This window comes from Polaribacter sp. (assembly GCF_049276715.1).
In the GTDB taxonomy this organism is placed as follows: Bacteria; Bacteroidota; Bacteroidia; order Flavobacteriales; family Flavobacteriaceae; genus Polaribacter.
Window position 1 is genome coordinate 158,051 of sequence record NZ_JBASWY010000016.1, and the last position, 16,705, is coordinate 174,755.

19 protein-coding genes are annotated in these 16,705 nt (G+C 28.6%); 11 read left to right on the forward strand and 8 right to left on the reverse strand.

Features of this window, described 5'->3' with window-relative positions:
• Positions 1–52 precede the first annotated feature (52 nt).
• Complete coding sequence (locus WAO74_RS04810) at positions 53–2,341, reverse strand: ribonuclease R family protein (protein WP_422160036.1); 2,289 nt, start codon at positions 2,339–2,341, stop codon at positions 53–55.
• Positions 2,342–2,454: 113 nt separating this feature from the next.
• Here WAO74_RS04810 and WAO74_RS04815 point away from each other — a divergent pair, with 113 nt between their 5' ends.
• The 4 genes from WAO74_RS04815 (at position 2,455) to WAO74_RS04830 (ending at position 5,212) form a co-directional block, all read left to right on the forward strand.
• Positions 2,455–3,384, forward strand: a complete 930-nt coding sequence (locus WAO74_RS04815; RefSeq protein ID WP_422160037.1) for a diacylglycerol/lipid kinase family protein — start codon at positions 2,455–2,457, stop codon at positions 3,382–3,384.
• Positions 3,385–3,455: 71 nt separating this feature from the next.
• On the forward strand, positions 3,456–3,629 hold the full coding sequence (locus tag WAO74_RS04820) for a hypothetical protein (protein ID WP_422160038.1): 174 nt from the start codon (positions 3,456–3,458) through the stop codon (positions 3,627–3,629).
• A gap of 631 nt (positions 3,630–4,260) precedes the next feature.
• Positions 4,261–4,695, forward strand: coding sequence for a ribose 5-phosphate isomerase B (gene rpiB / locus WAO74_RS04825; RefSeq protein ID WP_422160039.1), 435 nt, complete (start codon positions 4,261–4,263; stop codon positions 4,693–4,695).
• Positions 4,696–4,771: 76 nt separating this feature from the next.
• Positions 4,772–5,212, forward strand: coding sequence for a GNAT family N-acetyltransferase (locus WAO74_RS04830; protein WP_422160040.1), 441 nt, complete (start codon positions 4,772–4,774; stop codon positions 5,210–5,212).
• A 35-nt stretch (positions 5,213–5,247) separates the two neighbouring features.
• Here the strand turns inward: WAO74_RS04830 and WAO74_RS04835 are convergent, their stop codons facing one another.
• The 3 genes from WAO74_RS04835 to WAO74_RS04845 all read right to left on the reverse strand — a co-directional run bounded on the left by WAO74_RS04835 (position 5,248) and on the right by WAO74_RS04845 (position 7,606).
• Positions 5,248–6,144 carry a DUF2167 domain-containing protein gene (locus tag WAO74_RS04835; RefSeq protein WP_422160041.1) on the reverse strand — a complete coding sequence of 299 codons (897 nt, stop codon included), beginning with the start codon at positions 6,142–6,144 and terminating at the stop codon, positions 5,248–5,250.
• A gap of 75 nt (positions 6,145–6,219) precedes the next feature.
• The gene (locus WAO74_RS04840) at positions 6,220–6,801 is read right to left on the reverse strand and encodes a pseudouridine synthase (RefSeq protein ID WP_422160057.1); all 582 of its coding nucleotides are present in this window, start codon (positions 6,799–6,801) and stop codon (positions 6,220–6,222) included.
• Positions 6,802–6,805: 4 nt separating this feature from the next.
• On the reverse strand, positions 6,806–7,606 hold the full coding sequence (locus tag WAO74_RS04845; protein WP_422160042.1) for an aldose 1-epimerase: 801 nt from the start codon (positions 7,604–7,606) through the stop codon (positions 6,806–6,808).
• An 89-nt stretch (positions 7,607–7,695) separates the two neighbouring features.
• Here WAO74_RS04845 and recA point away from each other — a divergent pair, with 89 nt between their 5' ends.
• Entirely contained in the window at positions 7,696–8,715 is a 1,020-nt protein-coding gene (gene recA / locus WAO74_RS04850; RefSeq protein WP_422160043.1) for a recombinase RecA, read from the forward strand.
• Positions 8,716–8,787: 72 nt separating this feature from the next.
• Complete coding sequence (locus WAO74_RS04855; RefSeq protein WP_422160044.1) at positions 8,788–9,324, forward strand: GNAT family N-acetyltransferase; 537 nt, start codon at positions 8,788–8,790, stop codon at positions 9,322–9,324.
• Between the two features lie 2 nt (positions 9,325–9,326).
• Here the strand turns inward: WAO74_RS04855 and WAO74_RS04860 are convergent, their stop codons facing one another.
• The 3 genes from WAO74_RS04860 to WAO74_RS04870 all read right to left on the reverse strand — a co-directional run bounded on the left by WAO74_RS04860 (position 9,327) and on the right by WAO74_RS04870 (position 10,869).
• Positions 9,327–9,479: a PspC domain-containing protein gene (locus WAO74_RS04860; RefSeq protein ID WP_422160045.1), complete on the reverse strand. Its 153-nt coding sequence runs from the start codon at positions 9,477–9,479 to the stop codon at positions 9,327–9,329.
• Between the two features lie 86 nt (positions 9,480–9,565).
• Positions 9,566–9,997 carry a dUTP diphosphatase gene (gene dut / locus WAO74_RS04865; RefSeq protein ID WP_422160046.1) on the reverse strand — a complete coding sequence of 144 codons (432 nt, stop codon included), beginning with the start codon at positions 9,995–9,997 and terminating at the stop codon, positions 9,566–9,568.
• Entirely contained in the window at positions 9,997–10,869 is an 873-nt protein-coding gene (locus WAO74_RS04870) for an alpha/beta hydrolase (RefSeq protein ID WP_422160047.1), read from the reverse strand. The genes dut and WAO74_RS04870 overlap by 1 nt, the downstream gene beginning before the upstream one ends.
• 93 nt (positions 10,870–10,962) lie before the next feature.
• Here WAO74_RS04870 and WAO74_RS04875 point away from each other — a divergent pair, with 93 nt between their 5' ends.
• The 4 genes from WAO74_RS04875 to WAO74_RS04890 are packed head-to-tail and all read left to right on the forward strand — an operon-like array spanning position 10,963 to position 14,603.
• A complete protein-coding gene (locus WAO74_RS04875) occupies positions 10,963–11,958 on the forward strand; it encodes an NAD(P)H-dependent glycerol-3-phosphate dehydrogenase (RefSeq protein ID WP_422160048.1) in 996 nt (331 codons plus the stop codon).
• Positions 11,959–12,001: 43 nt separating this feature from the next.
• Positions 12,002–12,661 (forward strand): hypothetical protein, encoded by a 660-nt coding sequence (locus WAO74_RS04880; protein ID WP_422160049.1) that lies wholly within the window; start codon positions 12,002–12,004, stop codon positions 12,659–12,661.
• A complete protein-coding gene (locus WAO74_RS04885) occupies positions 12,658–13,326 on the forward strand; it encodes a hypothetical protein (RefSeq protein WP_422160050.1) in 669 nt (222 codons plus the stop codon). Before WAO74_RS04880 ends, WAO74_RS04885 begins: the two co-directional genes overlap by 4 nt.
• Positions 13,327–13,334: 8 nt before the next feature.
• Positions 13,335–14,603, forward strand: coding sequence for an MFS transporter (locus tag WAO74_RS04890; RefSeq protein WP_422160051.1), 1,269 nt, complete (start codon positions 13,335–13,337; stop codon positions 14,601–14,603).
• A gap of 14 nt (positions 14,604–14,617) precedes the next feature.
• Here WAO74_RS04890 and WAO74_RS04895 read toward each other — a convergent pair whose 3' ends face one another.
• Positions 14,618–15,379: a DUF547 domain-containing protein gene (locus WAO74_RS04895; protein WP_422160052.1), complete on the reverse strand. Its 762-nt coding sequence runs from the start codon at positions 15,377–15,379 to the stop codon at positions 14,618–14,620.
• A gap of 22 nt (positions 15,380–15,401) precedes the next feature.
• Here WAO74_RS04895 and WAO74_RS04900 point away from each other — a divergent pair, with 22 nt between their 5' ends.
• Positions 15,402–16,106, forward strand: a complete 705-nt coding sequence (locus WAO74_RS04900) for a TIGR04283 family arsenosugar biosynthesis glycosyltransferase (RefSeq protein WP_422160053.1) — start codon at positions 15,402–15,404, stop codon at positions 16,104–16,106.
• Positions 16,107–16,705 lie beyond the last annotated feature (599 nt).

Below are 16,705 nucleotides of genomic sequence, written 5' to 3' on the forward strand. Positions count from 1 at the left end.
GGTTTTTGTTTTTAATAATGACACGAATCACACAAATTGGTGTCTTAAAATATTAATCTTCAATCAAATTAAAATCTAAATGCTTGCGTTCTAAATCTGTTTTCTTTACTTGCACTTTTACGTTGTTTCCTAATTGATAAATGTTCTTGGTAGATTGCCCAACAATGGCATATTGCTCTTCATTAAAAATATAATAATCGCTTTTTATATCTCTAATTCTAACCATTCCTTCACATTTATTTTTAGTGATTTCTACATAAATTCCCCATTCTGTAACACCTGTAATTACACCTTCGAAAACTTCATCTTTATGATCTTGCATGTATTTTACTTGCATGTATTTTATAGAATCACGTTCTGCTTTACTGGCTAATTCTTCTCTTTTAGAAGAGTGCTTACACCTTTCTTCGTACAAATCTGTTTTAGGTGTTTTTCCTCCATCTAAATAATATTGTAGCAATCTATGTGTCATTACATCTGGATAACGTCTAATAGGTGATGTAAAATGACTGTAGTAATCGAAAGCCAAACCATAATGCCCAATGTTTTGAGTAGTGTAAACTGCTTTAGACATAGTTCTAATGGTTAAGGTTTCAATCATATTCGATTCTGCTTTTCCATGCACATCACTTAATAATTGGTTTAAAGATTCTGAGGTAGATTCTTTTGTTTCTGTATTTATTTTATAACCAAATTTACCTATGATATTCTGTAAAGAAGCTAATTTCTCGATATTTGGTTCATCATGAATTCTATAAATAAAGGTGTTATTTGATGGTTTTCCTTGTTTTGTACCAATAAATTCTGCAACTTTTCTGTTTGCCAACAACATAAATTCTTCTATTAATTTATTAGCATCTTTAGATTCTTTAAAATAAACCCCAACAGGGTTTGCTTGTTCATCTAAATCGAACTTCACTTCTACTCTATCAAAAGAAATTGCACCTTCTTTCATTCGTTTTTTACGAAGAATTTTAGCTAATTCATCTAACTTTAAAGTTGCTTCTACAATTTCTGGGGTTACTGTGTACACAGAACCAGTTATAGAAACATCAATTGGAATTGTGCATTTTAAAGATTTCTCGATACTAATTTTCTCATTCTTCGAAAATTCACTCGAAATGACAGCATCTGATTTATCTTGGTTCTTGTCTCTTGATTCTTGATTCGCTTCTATTAAATACTGTGCCTCTTCATAAGCAAAACGTTGGTCTGAATAGGTTACAGTTCTTCCAAACCACTGATTGAGAATCTGTGCTTTTTCGTTAATTTCAAACACTGCAGAAAAAGTTAATTTTTCTTCATAGGGTCTTAAAGAGCAAACACCATTAGACAGCATTTCTGGCAACATTGGCACAACTCTATCTACCAAATAAACAGATGTTGCTCTGTCATAAGCCTCATCATCTAAAATAGTATTTGGTTGTAAATAATGAGAAACATCTGCAATATGAATTCCTATTTCGTAATTTCCATTTTCTAATTTTTTGAATGATAATGCATCATCAAAATCTTTTGCATCTTTTGGGTCGATAGTAAAAGTTAAATCGCCTCTCATATCTCTACGTTTGGCAATTTCTTCTTTGGTAATTTCAATAGGTAAACTTTGTGCTTCTTTTTCTACTTGAGGTTCAAATTCGTAAGGTAAATCGTACTCTAATAAAATAGAGTGCATTTCTGTATTATGATCTCCAGGTTTACCAAGAACTGTGGTAATTTTTCCAAACGGATTTTTAGATTTTTCTGGCCAATCTATAATGGTTGCTTGCACTTTATCTCCATGTTCTGCACCATTCATTTTATTTTCAGAAATAAAAATATCTGCATACATTTTATTGTTATCTGGTATTACAAAACCAAAGTTTTTACTTTTTTGTAAAACCCCAACAAAATCTGTTTTAGCACGCTCTATAACTTCTACAACATCAGCTTCATATTTATTGCTGCGTTTTCGTTTGTAAACATAAGCTCTTACAACATCTCCATGTAAACCTTTTCCTAGATTTACGTTTGGTATAAAAATATCATTTTCATAATCATCTGTCATAAAATATCCATTTCCATTCGATGTAATATCTAAGGTTCCTAAAGAATATTTTCTATCTTCATTAATTTGAAATTTTCCTCTGTCTACTTCTTTTATTTTTTGAGTTGCAGTTAACTCTGCTAATTTCTTTAAAATTTGAGTTTTTCCATCTGTATCAGAAATTCCCATTTTACCAGCAATTTGTTTGTAATTATAGTATTTACTGCTGTCTTCGTTTAATATTTTAAATATATTTCTTGTTAAATCTTTAATGATTTTACCTTTCTTTTTTACTATTTTATTCTTTTTTGTCATTAATTCTTACTTCTAATTTATATGATCCCAAATTACAATTTTTTAGATGATAATTTATTAAAAAATAGTTATCAAACTATTATTGTATTTTAGCTTTTCTTAATCTATTATTTATGCAACATTTCGCCAAGCTCAATGCAGGCTCTTGGTTTTTAATTGCTAATCCTACTTCTGGAAATCGGAATTTTTCTGAACAATGGAAGCGAATTCAGCATCATTTAAAAGCCAAGCAAATCGATTATTCATTTGCGTTTACAAAATATTCTAAACACGAAATTGAATTGGTACAAAATGCAATTCAACAAGGTTTTAGAAACATTATTACAGTAGGTGGAGATGGAACACTAAATTATGTAGTAAATGGAATAATGCTGCAAAGATATGTAAAAACTTCTGATATAACTATTGCAGTAATTCCTTTAGGAACAGGAAATGATTGGATTAAAACTTACCAAATACCAAATTCAATCGATAAAGCTGTCAAAATTATTTATCAAGGTAAAACCATTTTACAAGATATTGGAGTTTTAAAAACAGATGATAAAAGCATTTCTTATTTTAACAATGTAGCTGGTTTAGGTTATGATGGTTACATTGTAAATAAAGTAAATTCATTAAAAAAACTTGGTGCTGCTGCTTATATATTAGCAGGAATTGCTGGTTTACTTTTTTATAAAAAATCTACTTTTAAAATTATTTTTGATGATAAAACAATAGAAACCAAATGCTTAATGTCAATTATTGGAATTTGTAAATTTTCTGGTGGTGGTATGCAGTTTACAAAAAATGTAAATACTTCTGATGGTTTGTTGGATATTACCATTGCTAAAAATTTAAACTTTTTAGATTTGATTTTAAATCTACCAAAATTATATTCTGGTAAAATAGTACATCATAAAAAAGTAGAAACTTATAAAACGAAAGAGATAAATGTAATTCCTGTAAATTCAAAACCTTTCATTCAAGCAGATGGTGAATTGATTGGAAGTGGAAATGTTACTGCAACCATTGTAAAGAAAGCTATTAATTTTGTAATTTGTTAAAGAAAACTTAAAATTTTTGTAACGTTTTCTAAAATTACGCGTCTTTATAGAAAGAGTAACAAACTTTTAAGATGAAAAACCTTCGTAAAATAATCGCTTTATTCGCATTTATATTTGTTGCAGGTATATGTATTACTGTGATAACTGTAAATACTTCTTTGAATAAAACTGAGGTTACTAAAGAAACTGTAGAAATTCAAAAAGACACACTTTATCTTTTAAAAGCAGAAAAGAAAACAGTTTAATGTTTACGTTTATTAAAATTTTAGATTTCAACACTTATCAACATTATATATTATTATCATTTATCTTTTATAAAATTTTAAAAAACTATGGTGTTTATAATAGTATGTGAATAGCTACTATAAAATTATGTAATTCTATTTTTATAATTCACTTATTAAAAATAGTCGACATTTTATGAGTTATTTAAAAGCTTAAAAATCAACTTAAAAATAGACTTGTTAACAAAACTTATAAACAGTTATAAACAGTTATAAACCTATTTTTATCAATAAATTTCTATCTACTTAATGTAAATAAATTGTAAATTTTATGTTGATAAACTTTTATTAAAATCTTAAAATAAAATTTGCATATGTCGTCTATACTATTGTATTGTAATAAATTTTAAAACTACCAAAAAAACTTTTCAGACTTTACAGATACTTCTTAACATTCTCTTAAAACATTTAAAAGGTTTAAAAATAAGGAGTTATTAAAAAAGTATAAATTATTAATGTTTATAACTGTTCATAACCGTTAATTTCTATATTTTTGTTGATGTAACTATGTCATTGCGAATGAAATGAAGCAATCTGTAAATTAATAAAAGGATTACTTTATAAACTAGTAAAGACAATTAAAAAAGATATTATGACAATTGCAATTGGTAATGATCATGCAGGAACAGAATATAAATTCGAAATTATAAAACATTTAGAGAATAAAGGATATAAAGTTTTAAATTTTGGAACAGACACCAACGATTCTATGGATTATCCAGATGCAATTCATCCAACTGCAGATGCTGTAGAAAGTGGAAAAGCCGAATTAGGAATTATTTTATGTGGTTCAGGAAATGGGGCTCAAATGACGGCTAATAAACATCAAGGAATTAGAGCTGCTTTGTGCTGGAACAATGAGCTGGTTGCTTTAACAAGGCAACATAATAATGCAAATGTTTTAACGATTCCTGCACGTTTTGTTTCTCTGCAACAAGCTTTAGGTTTTGTAGATATTTTTTTAACTACAGAATTCGAAGGAGGAAGACATGAAGGCAGAGTTAATAAAATTTCATGTGCTGGGTAAAATAACTTACTATTTATTATTTCGAGTGAATTTTCGAAAAATGAGAAAATTTGTATCGAAAAATCTCTCTAAATAAATGAACTTCACAATAAAAACTTTTTCAGAATTAACCACAACAGAATTGTATCAAATACTTCAATTAAGAGCAGAAGTTTTTGTGGTAGAACAAGATTGTGTGTATCAAGATGTAGACTTTAAAGATCAAAAAGCTTTGCATGTTTTTGGTTTAAAGAATGATAAAATTGTGGCATACACACGTATTTTTAAACCTGGAGATTATTTCGAAAACTCAAGTATTGGTAGAGTAGTAGTTGCTGCTTTAGAAAGAAAATTTGGTTTTGGTCACGAAATAATGAAAGCTTCTATAAAAGTAATTAAAGATCATTTTAATGAAGATACAATTACTATTTCTGCTCAAAAATATTTAAAAAAGTTTTACGAATCGCATAACTTTATTCAAGTAGGAGAAGAGTATTTAGAAGATGGAATTCCTCACATTAGAATGGATACAAAATAAAAAAGGTTGAAACAGCTGTTTCAACCTTTTTTATTTTAAGATTCTTCTTTAGTACCAAATAATTTCTTTTTAAAGACTGTAAAAGCACCAACTACACCTAAAGCAATTATTTTCCAAAATTTTAAAATCAAAGCAAAAAAACCAGCTTTAGCTAATAACTTACCTGCAATTAAACCTCCAATTCCATAAGCAGCAACTTCATCTATATCTGGGTTAAAATCAGCATAAGTATTCCCTTTTGTAAAATGTACGCTATGTATAATTTCATTTACATCTTTTTCAAATTCTGGTAAAATATCAATATTTCCAATAGCATTAAGATTTAAATATCCTTTTCTTCCTAGAACTCTAATATTGTAATTTAAGGTATTTACTTCTTCACCTTCAAAACTTAGTTCTTTTGCCCAATGAAGTTTTTTTTCTGCTTCATCGTAGAAAGGTTTAGATGCCCAACCAATAAGTTTCATTTCTGGATATCCTAACTTTTTACGTTCTGGATTTTCTGAATTTGTATCCTCTTGCATTTCCTCTAAAAGATCATCATAATCTAAGTCTTTAGCATCTTCATCATCAATATAACCATCATTAGAGTAGGTAACTTCTACAGCATATGTAAAATGATCATCTATTGGAGAAATATCTTCTGGAAACAATAATCCTAGAACTTCAGATGGTGGATTACCCCACAAATCCGTTAAAACATAATTACTTTGCTCAGCGTTTAAAAACTTATATCCTTTGGGTACATTTATTTCTGCAAGACCATTTTCTAGAGAAATTTTACCATATTCATATCTAAATGACTTATTAATACTATCTAATGTAAACAGATAAGCTTTCTGCTCCTCATCAGTAAGAATTTCTTCTGTTTCTTGAGTAAAAATTGAGGTGCTTAAAAAGCAAAATAATGCAATTGTAAGTAATTTTTTCATAGTATTTTTTAAAAATAATTTACAATTATACAAAATAATACTATTATTTACTTTAATTATTTTTATAAAAACTAATCATTTTAATTGATGAGAAATTAAATTACTCACTTCTCTTACTTCCCCAACATTTAAATTCCCCAGTTTTATTTCGCCAATTCTAACTCGAATTAAACGCAAAGTTGGATACCCAACAGCAGCAGTCATTTTGCGAACTTGTCTAAATTTTCCTTCTTTAATAATGATAGAAACCCAGCTTGTAGGTCCATGCCTTTCATCTCTAATTTTCTGACTTCTTAATGGAAATTTAGGATCATCAATTAAAAAAGCTTTTCCTGGTTTTGTTGTGTATTTTTTACCATTAAAACCAATTTCTACTCCGTTTTTTAATCTTTCTACAGCTTCTTTATTTATAATTCCATCAACTTGCACATAGTATTCTTTTTCATATTTAGAACTTCTAATTTCTTCTGATATTTTTCCATCTGTGGTTAATAAAAGTAGTCCCTCTGAAGCAACATCCAATCGTCCAATTGCCATAGTTCCTTCTGGAAAATTGTATAAATCGCCCAATAATTTTTTCTTTCTTTTCGCGGGATTTACAAACTGAGAAATCATTCCCCAAGGTTTATGTGCGATAAAATGTTGATGTTTTTTTATCAATTTAAAGTACCTTAACTTTAAAAGAAAAGTGATTTTTACCTTCAGATAAACGCATGTTTTCTTCAGAAAATTTTTGATCTGTATAAGAGGTATATTGTGAAATAGGCTCTATGCAAAGCATATTATCAACTTCTGTCCAAAGCATAAAATTATTAAAACCTTTGGTAGTAATTTCTAAATTAGGTTTCTCAATATTTTTTAAAATAATAGTATCAATATTTAACACAGGAAACGCATTATGGCCTACTTTATAAATATCATGTAAGGTAATTTTTTGATCACCAGAAACCAATGTTTCTTTACCTGTATCAGATAATAAAAAAGCAGGATGATAGCCCAACATAAAAGGCATTCCTATTTCTGATAGGATGATAAAATCGATATTTAAAACATTATTTTTTAAACTAAAATTTTTCTCAAAAGTAAAATTGAAAGGCCAAAAAAGGAGTTCTTCAGTAGATTTTGCAGGAAATTTACTATTCTTAATTTTGGTGTTTTTTGTATATTTTTTTTTGAATTTTACGCTGTTTTCATCCGAAGAAATTAACGAATAATCTAATTCGCGCAGCAAACCATGTTGGTCTTGAATAGCATCTCCATTTTTGGTATGCATTCTAAAATTATTTTTATCTAAAGGCCCAATTACAGGAAACATTTCGTCATCAGATTTTCGCCAACCTTTATTTCCTTTTTGATGAATAAATTCATGTTCATCAACTTTAAAAGAAATAAGTTCTCCTTTTTCAATTTTTACAATTGATTTTTTATCATCAGAGATTAAAGAAATAATATTTTCATTCATATCTTAAAAGTAACAAAAAATTAGGAAATAAAACATTCTAATTTTGTAACTTGTAGCACTTTTTAAAAATAGAAAATTAAGTAGATTTTATGGCAAAAGATAAAGGAGTAGACAAGGATAAAGAAGCAAAATTAAAAGCATTACAACTTACTTTAGATAAGTTAGATAAAACTTATGGCAAAGGTTCTGTAATGAAATTGGGTGATGTAGTTACAGAAGACATAGCCTCTATTTCATCTGGTTCTTTAGGGTTAGATTTAGCTTTAGGAGTTGGTGGATATCCAAGAGGAAGAGTAATAGAAATTTATGGACCAGAATCTTCTGGGAAAACAACACTTACTTTGCATGCAATTGCAGAAGCTCAAAAAGCAGGAGGAATTGCAGCGTTTATTGATGCAGAACATGCTTTTGATAAATTTTATGCACAAAATTTAGGAGTAGATATTGATAATTTAATTATTTCTCAGCCAGATCATGGAGAGCAAGCGTTAGAAATTGCAGAAAATTTAATTAGATCAGGTGCCATTGATATTGTTGTAATAGATTCTGTTGCAGCATTAACACCTAAATCTGAGATTGAAGGAGAAATGGGAGACTCGAAAATGGGTTTACATGCTCGTTTAATGAGCCAGGCTTTGCGTAAATTAACAGGGACTATTTCTAAAACAAACTGTACTGTTATTTTTATCAATCAATTAAGAGAAAAAATTGGAGTGATGTTTGGAAATCCAGAAACAACAACTGGTGGAAATGCACTTAAATTTTACGCTTCTGTTCGTTTAGATATTAGAAGAAGAACGCAAATTAAAGACGGAGATAGAGTTATTGGAAACAGTACTAAAGTTAAAGTAGTAAAAAATAAAGTAGCACCACCTTTTCAAGTGGCAGAATTTGATATTATGTATGGAGAAGGAATTTCTAAAGTTGGTGAAATTTTAGATATTGGTGTAGAGTTAGGAATTATAAAGAAAAGCGGATCTTGGTTTAGTTATGGTGAAACCAAATTAGGGCAAGGTAGAGATGCTGTAAAAGGTTTGATAAAAGACAATCCAGATTTAGCAGAAGAATTAGAAGGAAAAATAAAATTAGCTATTGAAAATCAAGAATAATTATTAAAGGTTCTAATTATGTAAAACTGCTATAGAAATAATCAATCTATAGCAGTTTTTTATTTTTTAAAGATGATTCAAATATCAGAAAACATAAAATTAAAAGAAATTTCTATTTCAGATGATAACACTTTGTTTAATTTAATGAAAGAAATTTATCCACCAGCTTATCAGCATTTTTGGACAGACGCAGGCGAATGGTATGTGAATACACAATACTCTAAAGACAATATTTTTAAAGAACTTTCTGAAGAAAATACCGACTATTATTTTATTGTTTTTAATGATGAAATAGTTGGTAATTTTAGAATTATTTGGGATAAAAAACTAGCTAATTTATCCGAAGAAAAACAAGTAAAATTGCACAGAATTTATCTGCACCCAAAAACCCAAGGAAAAGGAATTGGTAAAAAATTAATATTTTGGCTAGAGGCTAACGCAAAACAAAAAGGCTATAAAATTATTTGGCTAGATACTATGAATGAGCAACCACAAGCTTTTCAATTTTATAAAAAGTTAGGTTACAAATATCATTCTCACACTTTTCTTCCTTTTGAATTAATGCTTGATTCTGTTAGAAAAATGAGTCAGGTTTATAAAATTATCTAAAGTTATTCTTTAGATAATATTTTTACCAGCCATAAAATAAAATAAACTCCTATGCCTAAACCAGCAAATAAAACAAGCAATACAAATAATAGTCTAATATTTTTTGCTGTAAAATTTGTTTTGGTACTTAACCATTCACATACTCCTAGAATCATAATTTTAATTTTTTAATTTTTTCGAAATGTCGGTTCGAGTGATTTCGATTTTCATCGAAATTGTATCGAGAACTAACTAAACATACCTAAACTCCTGTACTTCCAAAGCCTCCAGAACCACGTTCAGTTTCATTTAAAATGTCAACTTCCATCCAAGTAACTCTTTCGTGTTTTGCAATAATTAATTGTGCAATTCTTTCACCATCATTAATTACAAATGCTTCGTTTGATAAATTTACTAAAATCACTCCAATTTCACCTCTATAATCTGCATCTACAGTTCCTGGACTGTTTAAAACCGTAATTCCTTTTTTAGCAGCCAAACCACTTCTAGGTCTAACTTGCGCTTCAAAACCAACAGGCAAAGCTATAAATAAACCCGTTTTTACAATCGCTCTTTCTAAAGGTTTTAAAGTTATGGATGCCTCAATATTTGCTCTTAAATCCATTCCTGCAGCTCCTTCAGTTTCGTAGTTTGGAGTTGCGTGTTTTGATTTATTGATGATTTGTACGTTCATTATTCTAAATTATATAAAAATGTAATTACTTCTAAAAATTCTGTTTTCCAAAAAGACTCTGAATGTATACCATCAGCAACAATTTTTGTTTTAATATTTTTATCAGGAAAACCTGAATCTACTAATAATTTCGCCATATTTTCAGTATCAGGAACCATAGTATCTCCTTCTTTTTCACCTACTAAAAAGTAGATTTTAGAGTTTTGCTGATTTCCATTTTCTTTGGCAAAATCATTTACTTTATCAGAAAACCAAAACGAAGTAGAAAGTGCCCCAACTTTACCAAAAACTTCAGGATTTTTTAAGCCCCCGTAAAAAGAAATTAAACCCCCTAAAGAGCTTCCAATAATTGCTGTATGCTCTGCTGCAGTTTTTGTTCTATAGGTTTTATCAATAAAAGGCTTTAATTCATTTACTAAAAAATTAATGTAAATAGCCCCTTTTCCTCCTCCATATTTTTCGTGTTTCCAAGGTGTATACTCTTCAATTCTTTTTTCGCCACCATTTTCTACACCCACAACAATAAAGCTTTTTCCTGTTGTTTTGTATAATTCATTTAAAGTTTCATCAATTTGCCATTCACCAGCATAAGAAGTTGCATCATCAAATAAATTCTGAGCATCGTGCATATAAATCACAGGATAACTGTCTTCTGAATCATTATAATTTGGTGGTAAATACAGCCAAGCTTTATGCGAAATATCATTTAATCCATCAATAATAAATTCTTTTTCTAATATCGAAACATTGGCTGCTTTTGTAGATTTTTTCTGTTTTACTTCAGAGAGTGAAGTTTGTTTTTTATCAATTATTTTTTTGCAAGCAAAAATCAAAAGAAGAAAAGAAAAAAAGGCAAATAAAATTGTTTTCATTATTGATGTAACTTTTAAACAAATATAATAAATCAGCCAAGTTTTCATCAATACTTAATAGTTTTCTTATTTTTGGAGCCTAAACAATCTTAAATGAGTAAAGATCAAAAAATAGCGGTTTTTGGAGGTGGAAGTTGGGCAACAGCGATTGTAAAAATATTGATGGAAAACCTAAAAACGATAGGTTGGTATATGCGAGATGAGCAATCCATTTTACATATCAAAGAAAACGACCATAATCCAAAGTACTTAAGTTCTGCAGAGTTAGATGCTACTTTATTAGATTTATCTGGCGATATTAATTACATGGTTGATAATTATGATGTGCTAATTTTTGCAATTCCCTCTGCTTTTTTAACAAGTGAGCTCGAAAAAATACATATATCTTTAAAAGATAAAATTATTTTTTCTGCTATTAAAGGAATTGTACCAGAAACAGGATTAATTGTGGGCGAACATTTTAATCAAAAACACAAAGTTCCGTTTAAAAATATTGGTGTAATTACAGGTCCATGTCATGCAGAAGAAGTTGCAATGGAGCGTTTGTCTTATTTAACTGTGGCTTGCAAAGATGATATAAAAGCCAAAAACATGGCTAAAGTTTTAGAAAGTTGGTATATAAATGTAAAAACTTCTGATGATATTATTGGAACAGAATATGCAGCAATGCTAAAAAATATTTATGCTATTGCAGCAGGAATTGCTCATGGATTGGGATATGGAGATAATTTTCAATCTGTGTTAATGAGCAATGCAATTCGCGAAATGAAACGCTTTATTAAGAAAGTGCATAAAATGAAACGTAACATAAACGACTCTGCTTATTTGGGGGATTTATTAGTGACAGGTTATTCTACTTTTAGTAGAAATAGAATGTTTGGAAATATGATTGGCAAAGGCTACACAGTAAAATCTGCACAACATGAAATGAGTATGATTGCAGAAGGGTATTATGCTACAAAAAGTGCTTTTAAAATTAAGGAAGATAAGAAAGCAAATACGCCAATTATAGACGCTGTTTATAATATTTTGTATGATAATAAAAACCCTAAAAAAGAATTTAAAAAGTTGTCAGATAAATTGGATTAATTGTTTAATTTTGAACATTTAAAACTATTTTTAAACTTTTAGAATGAAAACAATACAAGAAGTTGTAGAAAGCACGATTAGAAAAACTCCATTTATAGAGGAGGCTTTAAACGAAAAACTTATAAATGTATCTTCTTTGGCTCGAATAATATTGCCAGAAGTTTCTCAAGTTTTAAAAAAGAATGTAAAAGTTGGTGCAGTAATGATGGCCATTAATAGGCTTTCACCTGCAAGTGAATTGCGCATCAGAAAAAACATAAAACGTTTAGCATTAGATTTAGGAGATGTAATTGTACGTTCTGATTTGTGCGATTTTACCTTTAAAAACACAACTTCGTTATTAAAAGAAATTGCAAAAGTTTTAAATAAATCCTCTGAAAGTCAAGATTACTTTTTAACGGTTTCTCAAGGAATTTTTGAAACAAACATTGTTACCAGTAAAAACTTAAGACCTTTTGTAGAAGAAATTTTTGAGGCAGAAACTTTAACACATAGTATGTTAGATTTGGCATCTATCACTATAAAATTACCAAAAGAAAACTTAGAACAATCTGGTATTTATTACTTTATTTTAAAGCAATTAGCTTGGGCAGATATTCCTTTACAAGAAATTATATCCACCACAAACGAGATGACCATTGTTGTAAAAGAGCAAGATATAAACCAAACATTCGCCATTTTAATGGATATGAAATTGAGTTGATTAAAAACAGTAACTTTGTCATGAATATAAACCAGGTAAAGCATGAATTACAAAATATCCTTTCAGGAAAGAGCAGCCATAGCTATGATGCAATTATCCAAGCAGTTACCAGTTACATTAGAACAAGCCAGAAATCAAGTCCTTTGGCTGAAGAAAAACACCAAAACAAATCAAAAGAAACAGAGAGACTTATAAATTTTGCCAATGAAAAAAATTTATTTTTTGCTAAGATTGATCAAAATAAATACATTGCGCAAGGAGCAGAACAAAAAGTTTACATAAAAAATCAGCAATATGTTTTAAAACTCAATGATGCTATTTATTATGCATCTTGGGAAGATTATTTTCTAAATCTTCTACTTCATAACTATTTTTTTTCTGATACAGCTTATCAATTTTTAGGATTTTATAAAGATGATGAAAAATTTTATTCGGTTGTAAAACAACCATTTATAAAGGCTGATAAACTTACAAATTTGAATCATGTAAAATTATTTTTAGAAAGTAATGGTTTTAAGAATACAAGAAATAATGATTATTGCAATCAAGAATTAGGTATTATTCTGGAAGATTTACATGATGAAAAAGTCCTAACAAAGAATAATATTTTTTATTTTATTGATACTGTTTTTTACATAAATCCAGAAATTTTTTGGGATAAATAATCTGAATATTGAAAAAGCAAGACCCTTATGCAGCACTAAGAATAAGAGAATTTAATATTTTTTTATTTGTTCGATTTTTATTGGTTTTTGGTTGGTCCATGCAATTTATTGTTATTGAATGGCAGGTTTATTCTATCACAAAAGATCCACTTTCTTTAGGAATTATTGGTTTAATGGAAATAATTCCAGCTTTTTCTATGGCTTTATTTGCAGGTCACATTGTTGATCAAAAAGAAAAAAGGAATTTATTAGCAACTTGTACAGCTGCTTTTTCTTTAATAAGTCTTGGGTTATTTTTTTTAACTACAGATTCAATAATTAACAGTTGGTCTACGAATTCAATTTTATATTGCATTTATGGATTGGTTTTTTTTGGTGGATTTTTAAGATCCTTTTTTGGCCCTACTATTTTTTCTTTAGTAGCATTATTGGTTCCAAAAAAAATATATCATAATGCTGCAACTTGGAGCACAAGCACATGGAAAACAGCGAGTGTAACTGGAGCGCTTTGTGGAGGTTTTTTTATTAGTTGGATACAAGTAGATAAAACTTTATTATTAGTTTTTATTCTAGTTTTATTGTCTTTTATCACTCTTTTTCAAATAAAAAAGAAACCTATTCTAAATAAAAAAATAGGCGAGCCAATTACCGAAAGTTTAAAAGCAGGAATAAAATTCGTATTTCAAAATAAAGCAATTTTAGGTACATTGAGTTTAGATATGATTGCTGTTTTATTCGGAGGAACTGTGGCAATTTTATCAGTCTTTGCTCAAGATATTTTAAAAGTTGGACCAGAAGGTTTTGGTATTTTAAATGCCTCAATTTCTATAGGAAGTATTGTTACGATGCTTTTAACTACATATATTCCTATCAATAGAAATACAGGTAAAAAAATGCTGATTTCCGTATTTATTTTTGGACTTAGTATTATTGCTTTTGGATTGTCCTCTATTTTCTGGGTAAGTATTTTGGCTTTATTTATAAGTGGAGCTGCAGATGGAATTTCGATGGTTATTCGTCAAACGATTTTACAGTTAAAAACACCAGATGAAATGCGAGGAAGAGTATCATCTGTAAACTCAATGTTTGTGGGTTCTTCTAATGAGTTAGGTGCTTTTGAAAGTGGTTTAGCAGCCAAATTAATTGGACCTGTTGCTGCAGTTGTATTTGGTGGCACAATGACTATTATAACAGTAGCAACCACAGCCATTGTAAGCCCAACAATTAGAAATTTAGATTTAACTGCAGATTTGGAAGAAAGCGAAAAAGAGAATTAAGTACAATAAAAAGTCTATTTAGGAATCTTTCTAAAATTTCCTAATAACAAAGTCCAATCATAATTTTTAAATTCTAATTTTTTAGGCTTTTCTGGTGTAATTTTATAATCTACTAAAATTTGTCTTGCTCCACAAATTCCACCAAAATCTGCTCTAAACCAAGAAAATAAAGACACAGATTTTGCTGTTTTCGTTTCAGAATTGTAAGTAGTTTGTTCTTTTAAATATTCTGTTGCCATAAAATCTAATTCCTTATTTAAGTTTTCATTGGTAAATAATGCAACTGGAGGACAACTTTTAGCCCCACAATTTAAAGCAAAATGGATTCTCCAATCAATATTTTGAACTCTTAACTTACGTTCCCATTTTGGGCGAAAATATTTTCTTAAATAACCCCAACTAAGTTTAACTCTAGAGCGTCTTATAATATCGTGTTCAATATCATCAAAAGATAAAGTTTCTCCAGCAATTTTTACTCTTGGAGTGCTAAAAAAAGTGCCTCTATCTTTGTATAAATCAGGGTTTTCTGTTAAAGAAATTTGAATAAAAGAATTGTAAATATTTATCCAAAAAGCTAATTTTTGAGTATCGGTTTTTAATTCTGATGTCAAATCTTCTAGAGTACTATTTGCTAAAAGTGTAACTTGGTTTTCATAAGATTTTTTATCCATAATATTTTGGAGTAAATCTTTAGAAACTTCACTATAATTTATCTTATTTTGTGCTATAAATTTAAAGGTTGATAAAAAAAGCACTGTTAATAAAAACTGTTTCATATAAAAAAGTGTAAGTTAAAGTATGATGTTAAGTATAATAATTCCTGCTTATAACGAACAAGAAAATCTAACAAAGGTTTTGTCGTTTTTGTGCGAACAAGCTAACAAATTTCCAATAGAAATTATTGTTTCGAATTCACCAGAAACTACAGATAACAGTTTTAAAGTCTGTAAAAACTTTAGTAAAGTTACATATTTAATAAGCGATAAAAAAGGAAGAGCAGCACAAATGAATTTTGCCGTAAAAAAAGCAAAAGGAAGCGTGTTTCTTTTTTTACATGCAGATGTTATTTTGCCAGAAAATTTTTATTCGGAAATTAAGAAAGTAATTCAATCAGAAAAAAAAGCAGGATTTTTTGCTTATCAATTTGATAAAAAATCGTCTTTATTAAGCCTTAACAGTAAATTTACGGCCAAAGATGGTTTGTTTGCTGGTGGAGGAGATCAGTGCCATTTTTTTACCAAAGAAGCATTTACAAAGTTAAATGGGTATAATGAGGAGTTTTGTATTATGGAGGATTTTGAGATGATGGATAGAGTTCGAAAACAGAAAATTCCTATTGTAATAATTCAGTCGAAAGCTACAGTTAGCGCAAGAAAATATGATTCTAATTCTTGGTTAAAAGTAAATTTAATTAATGGCTATGTTTTTTTAAAATATAAGTTGGGTGTTCACCCAATAAAACTCAGAAAAACCTATAAGTCTCTTTTAAGAGAAAGTGTATAAAAAAACCCGAAAGTAATTTACTTTCGGGTTTTTTGTTATTTAACTTCTTTAATAGTTAAGATTGTTTTTACGGTTATTTTCTTCCCTGTTTCTTCACCTTCGTTATCATATTCATCAATTTCTTTTGTACTGAAAGTTAATGAGAATTTTTTTCCAATTAAAGAATCGTCTTCTAAACCTAATTCTACATCTTCTGCAACGTCATAGAAAAGATGTTCTTTTTTTGCATCATCTACAAACTTGTAATAATCTTCATCTGTAACACCTTTGTAAACTGCAGTTAAAGAATTTTCTTGTTGTAAAGCGTCAAATTTTTTTTGCCGAAAATGATACTGAAATAAATAGCAATAAAGCTATAGCATATATTTTTTTCATGTTTTTTATTTTTTAATTGTTCGTGCTTTTTAGCTCAAAAAATTTGTGAAATTAATTGATTAAAAACGCATCAAATATATATTATTTTTCAATTAAAATTTAAAGCCGATGATAAATTTTTATTTAATTCATCTAAATTTTTAGCACTTGTTTTTTTATCCCATTTTAATTGATTTTCAAATAGTTGCGTAACATAGTTTTTGTATTGATGCACACTTTGAGCG

Bases quoted from the DNA above. Each gene is read 5' to 3' on its own strand.
- WAO74_RS04810 (WP_422160036.1), bottom strand. From the start codon at position 2,341: ATGACAAAAAAGAATAAAATAGTAAAAAAGAAAGGTAAAATCATTAAA.
- WAO74_RS04815 (WP_422160037.1), top strand. From the start codon at position 2,455: ATGCAACATTTCGCCAAGCTCAATGCAGGCTCTTGGTTTTTAATTGCT.
- WAO74_RS04820 (WP_422160038.1), top strand. From the start codon at position 3,456: ATGAAAAACCTTCGTAAAATAATCGCTTTATTCGCATTTATATTTGTT.
- rpiB (WP_422160039.1), top strand. From the start codon at position 4,261: ATGACAATTGCAATTGGTAATGATCATGCAGGAACAGAATATAAATTC.
- WAO74_RS04830 (WP_422160040.1), top strand. From the start codon at position 4,772: ATGAACTTCACAATAAAAACTTTTTCAGAATTAACCACAACAGAATTG.
- WAO74_RS04835 (WP_422160041.1), bottom strand. From the start codon at position 6,144: ATGAAAAAATTACTTACAATTGCATTATTTTGCTTTTTAAGCACCTCA.
- WAO74_RS04845 (WP_422160042.1), bottom strand. From the start codon at position 7,606: ATGAATGAAAATATTATTTCTTTAATCTCTGATGATAAAAAATCAATT.
- recA (WP_422160043.1), top strand. From the start codon at position 7,696: ATGGCAAAAGATAAAGGAGTAGACAAGGATAAAGAAGCAAAATTAAAA.
- WAO74_RS04855 (WP_422160044.1), top strand. From the start codon at position 8,788: ATGATTCAAATATCAGAAAACATAAAATTAAAAGAAATTTCTATTTCA.
- WAO74_RS04860 (WP_422160045.1), bottom strand. From the start codon at position 9,479: ATGATTCTAGGAGTATGTGAATGGTTAAGTACCAAAACAAATTTTACA.
- dut (WP_422160046.1), bottom strand. From the start codon at position 9,997: ATGAACGTACAAATCATCAATAAATCAAAACACGCAACTCCAAACTAC.
- WAO74_RS04870 (WP_422160047.1), bottom strand. From the start codon at position 10,869: ATGAAAACAATTTTATTTGCCTTTTTTTCTTTTCTTCTTTTGATTTTT.
- WAO74_RS04875 (WP_422160048.1), top strand. From the start codon at position 10,963: ATGAGTAAAGATCAAAAAATAGCGGTTTTTGGAGGTGGAAGTTGGGCA.
- WAO74_RS04880 (WP_422160049.1), top strand. From the start codon at position 12,002: ATGAAAACAATACAAGAAGTTGTAGAAAGCACGATTAGAAAAACTCCA.
- WAO74_RS04895 (WP_422160052.1), bottom strand. From the start codon at position 15,379: ATGAAACAGTTTTTATTAACAGTGCTTTTTTTATCAACCTTTAAATTT.
- WAO74_RS04900 (WP_422160053.1), top strand. From the start codon at position 15,402: ATGATGTTAAGTATAATAATTCCTGCTTATAACGAACAAGAAAATCTA.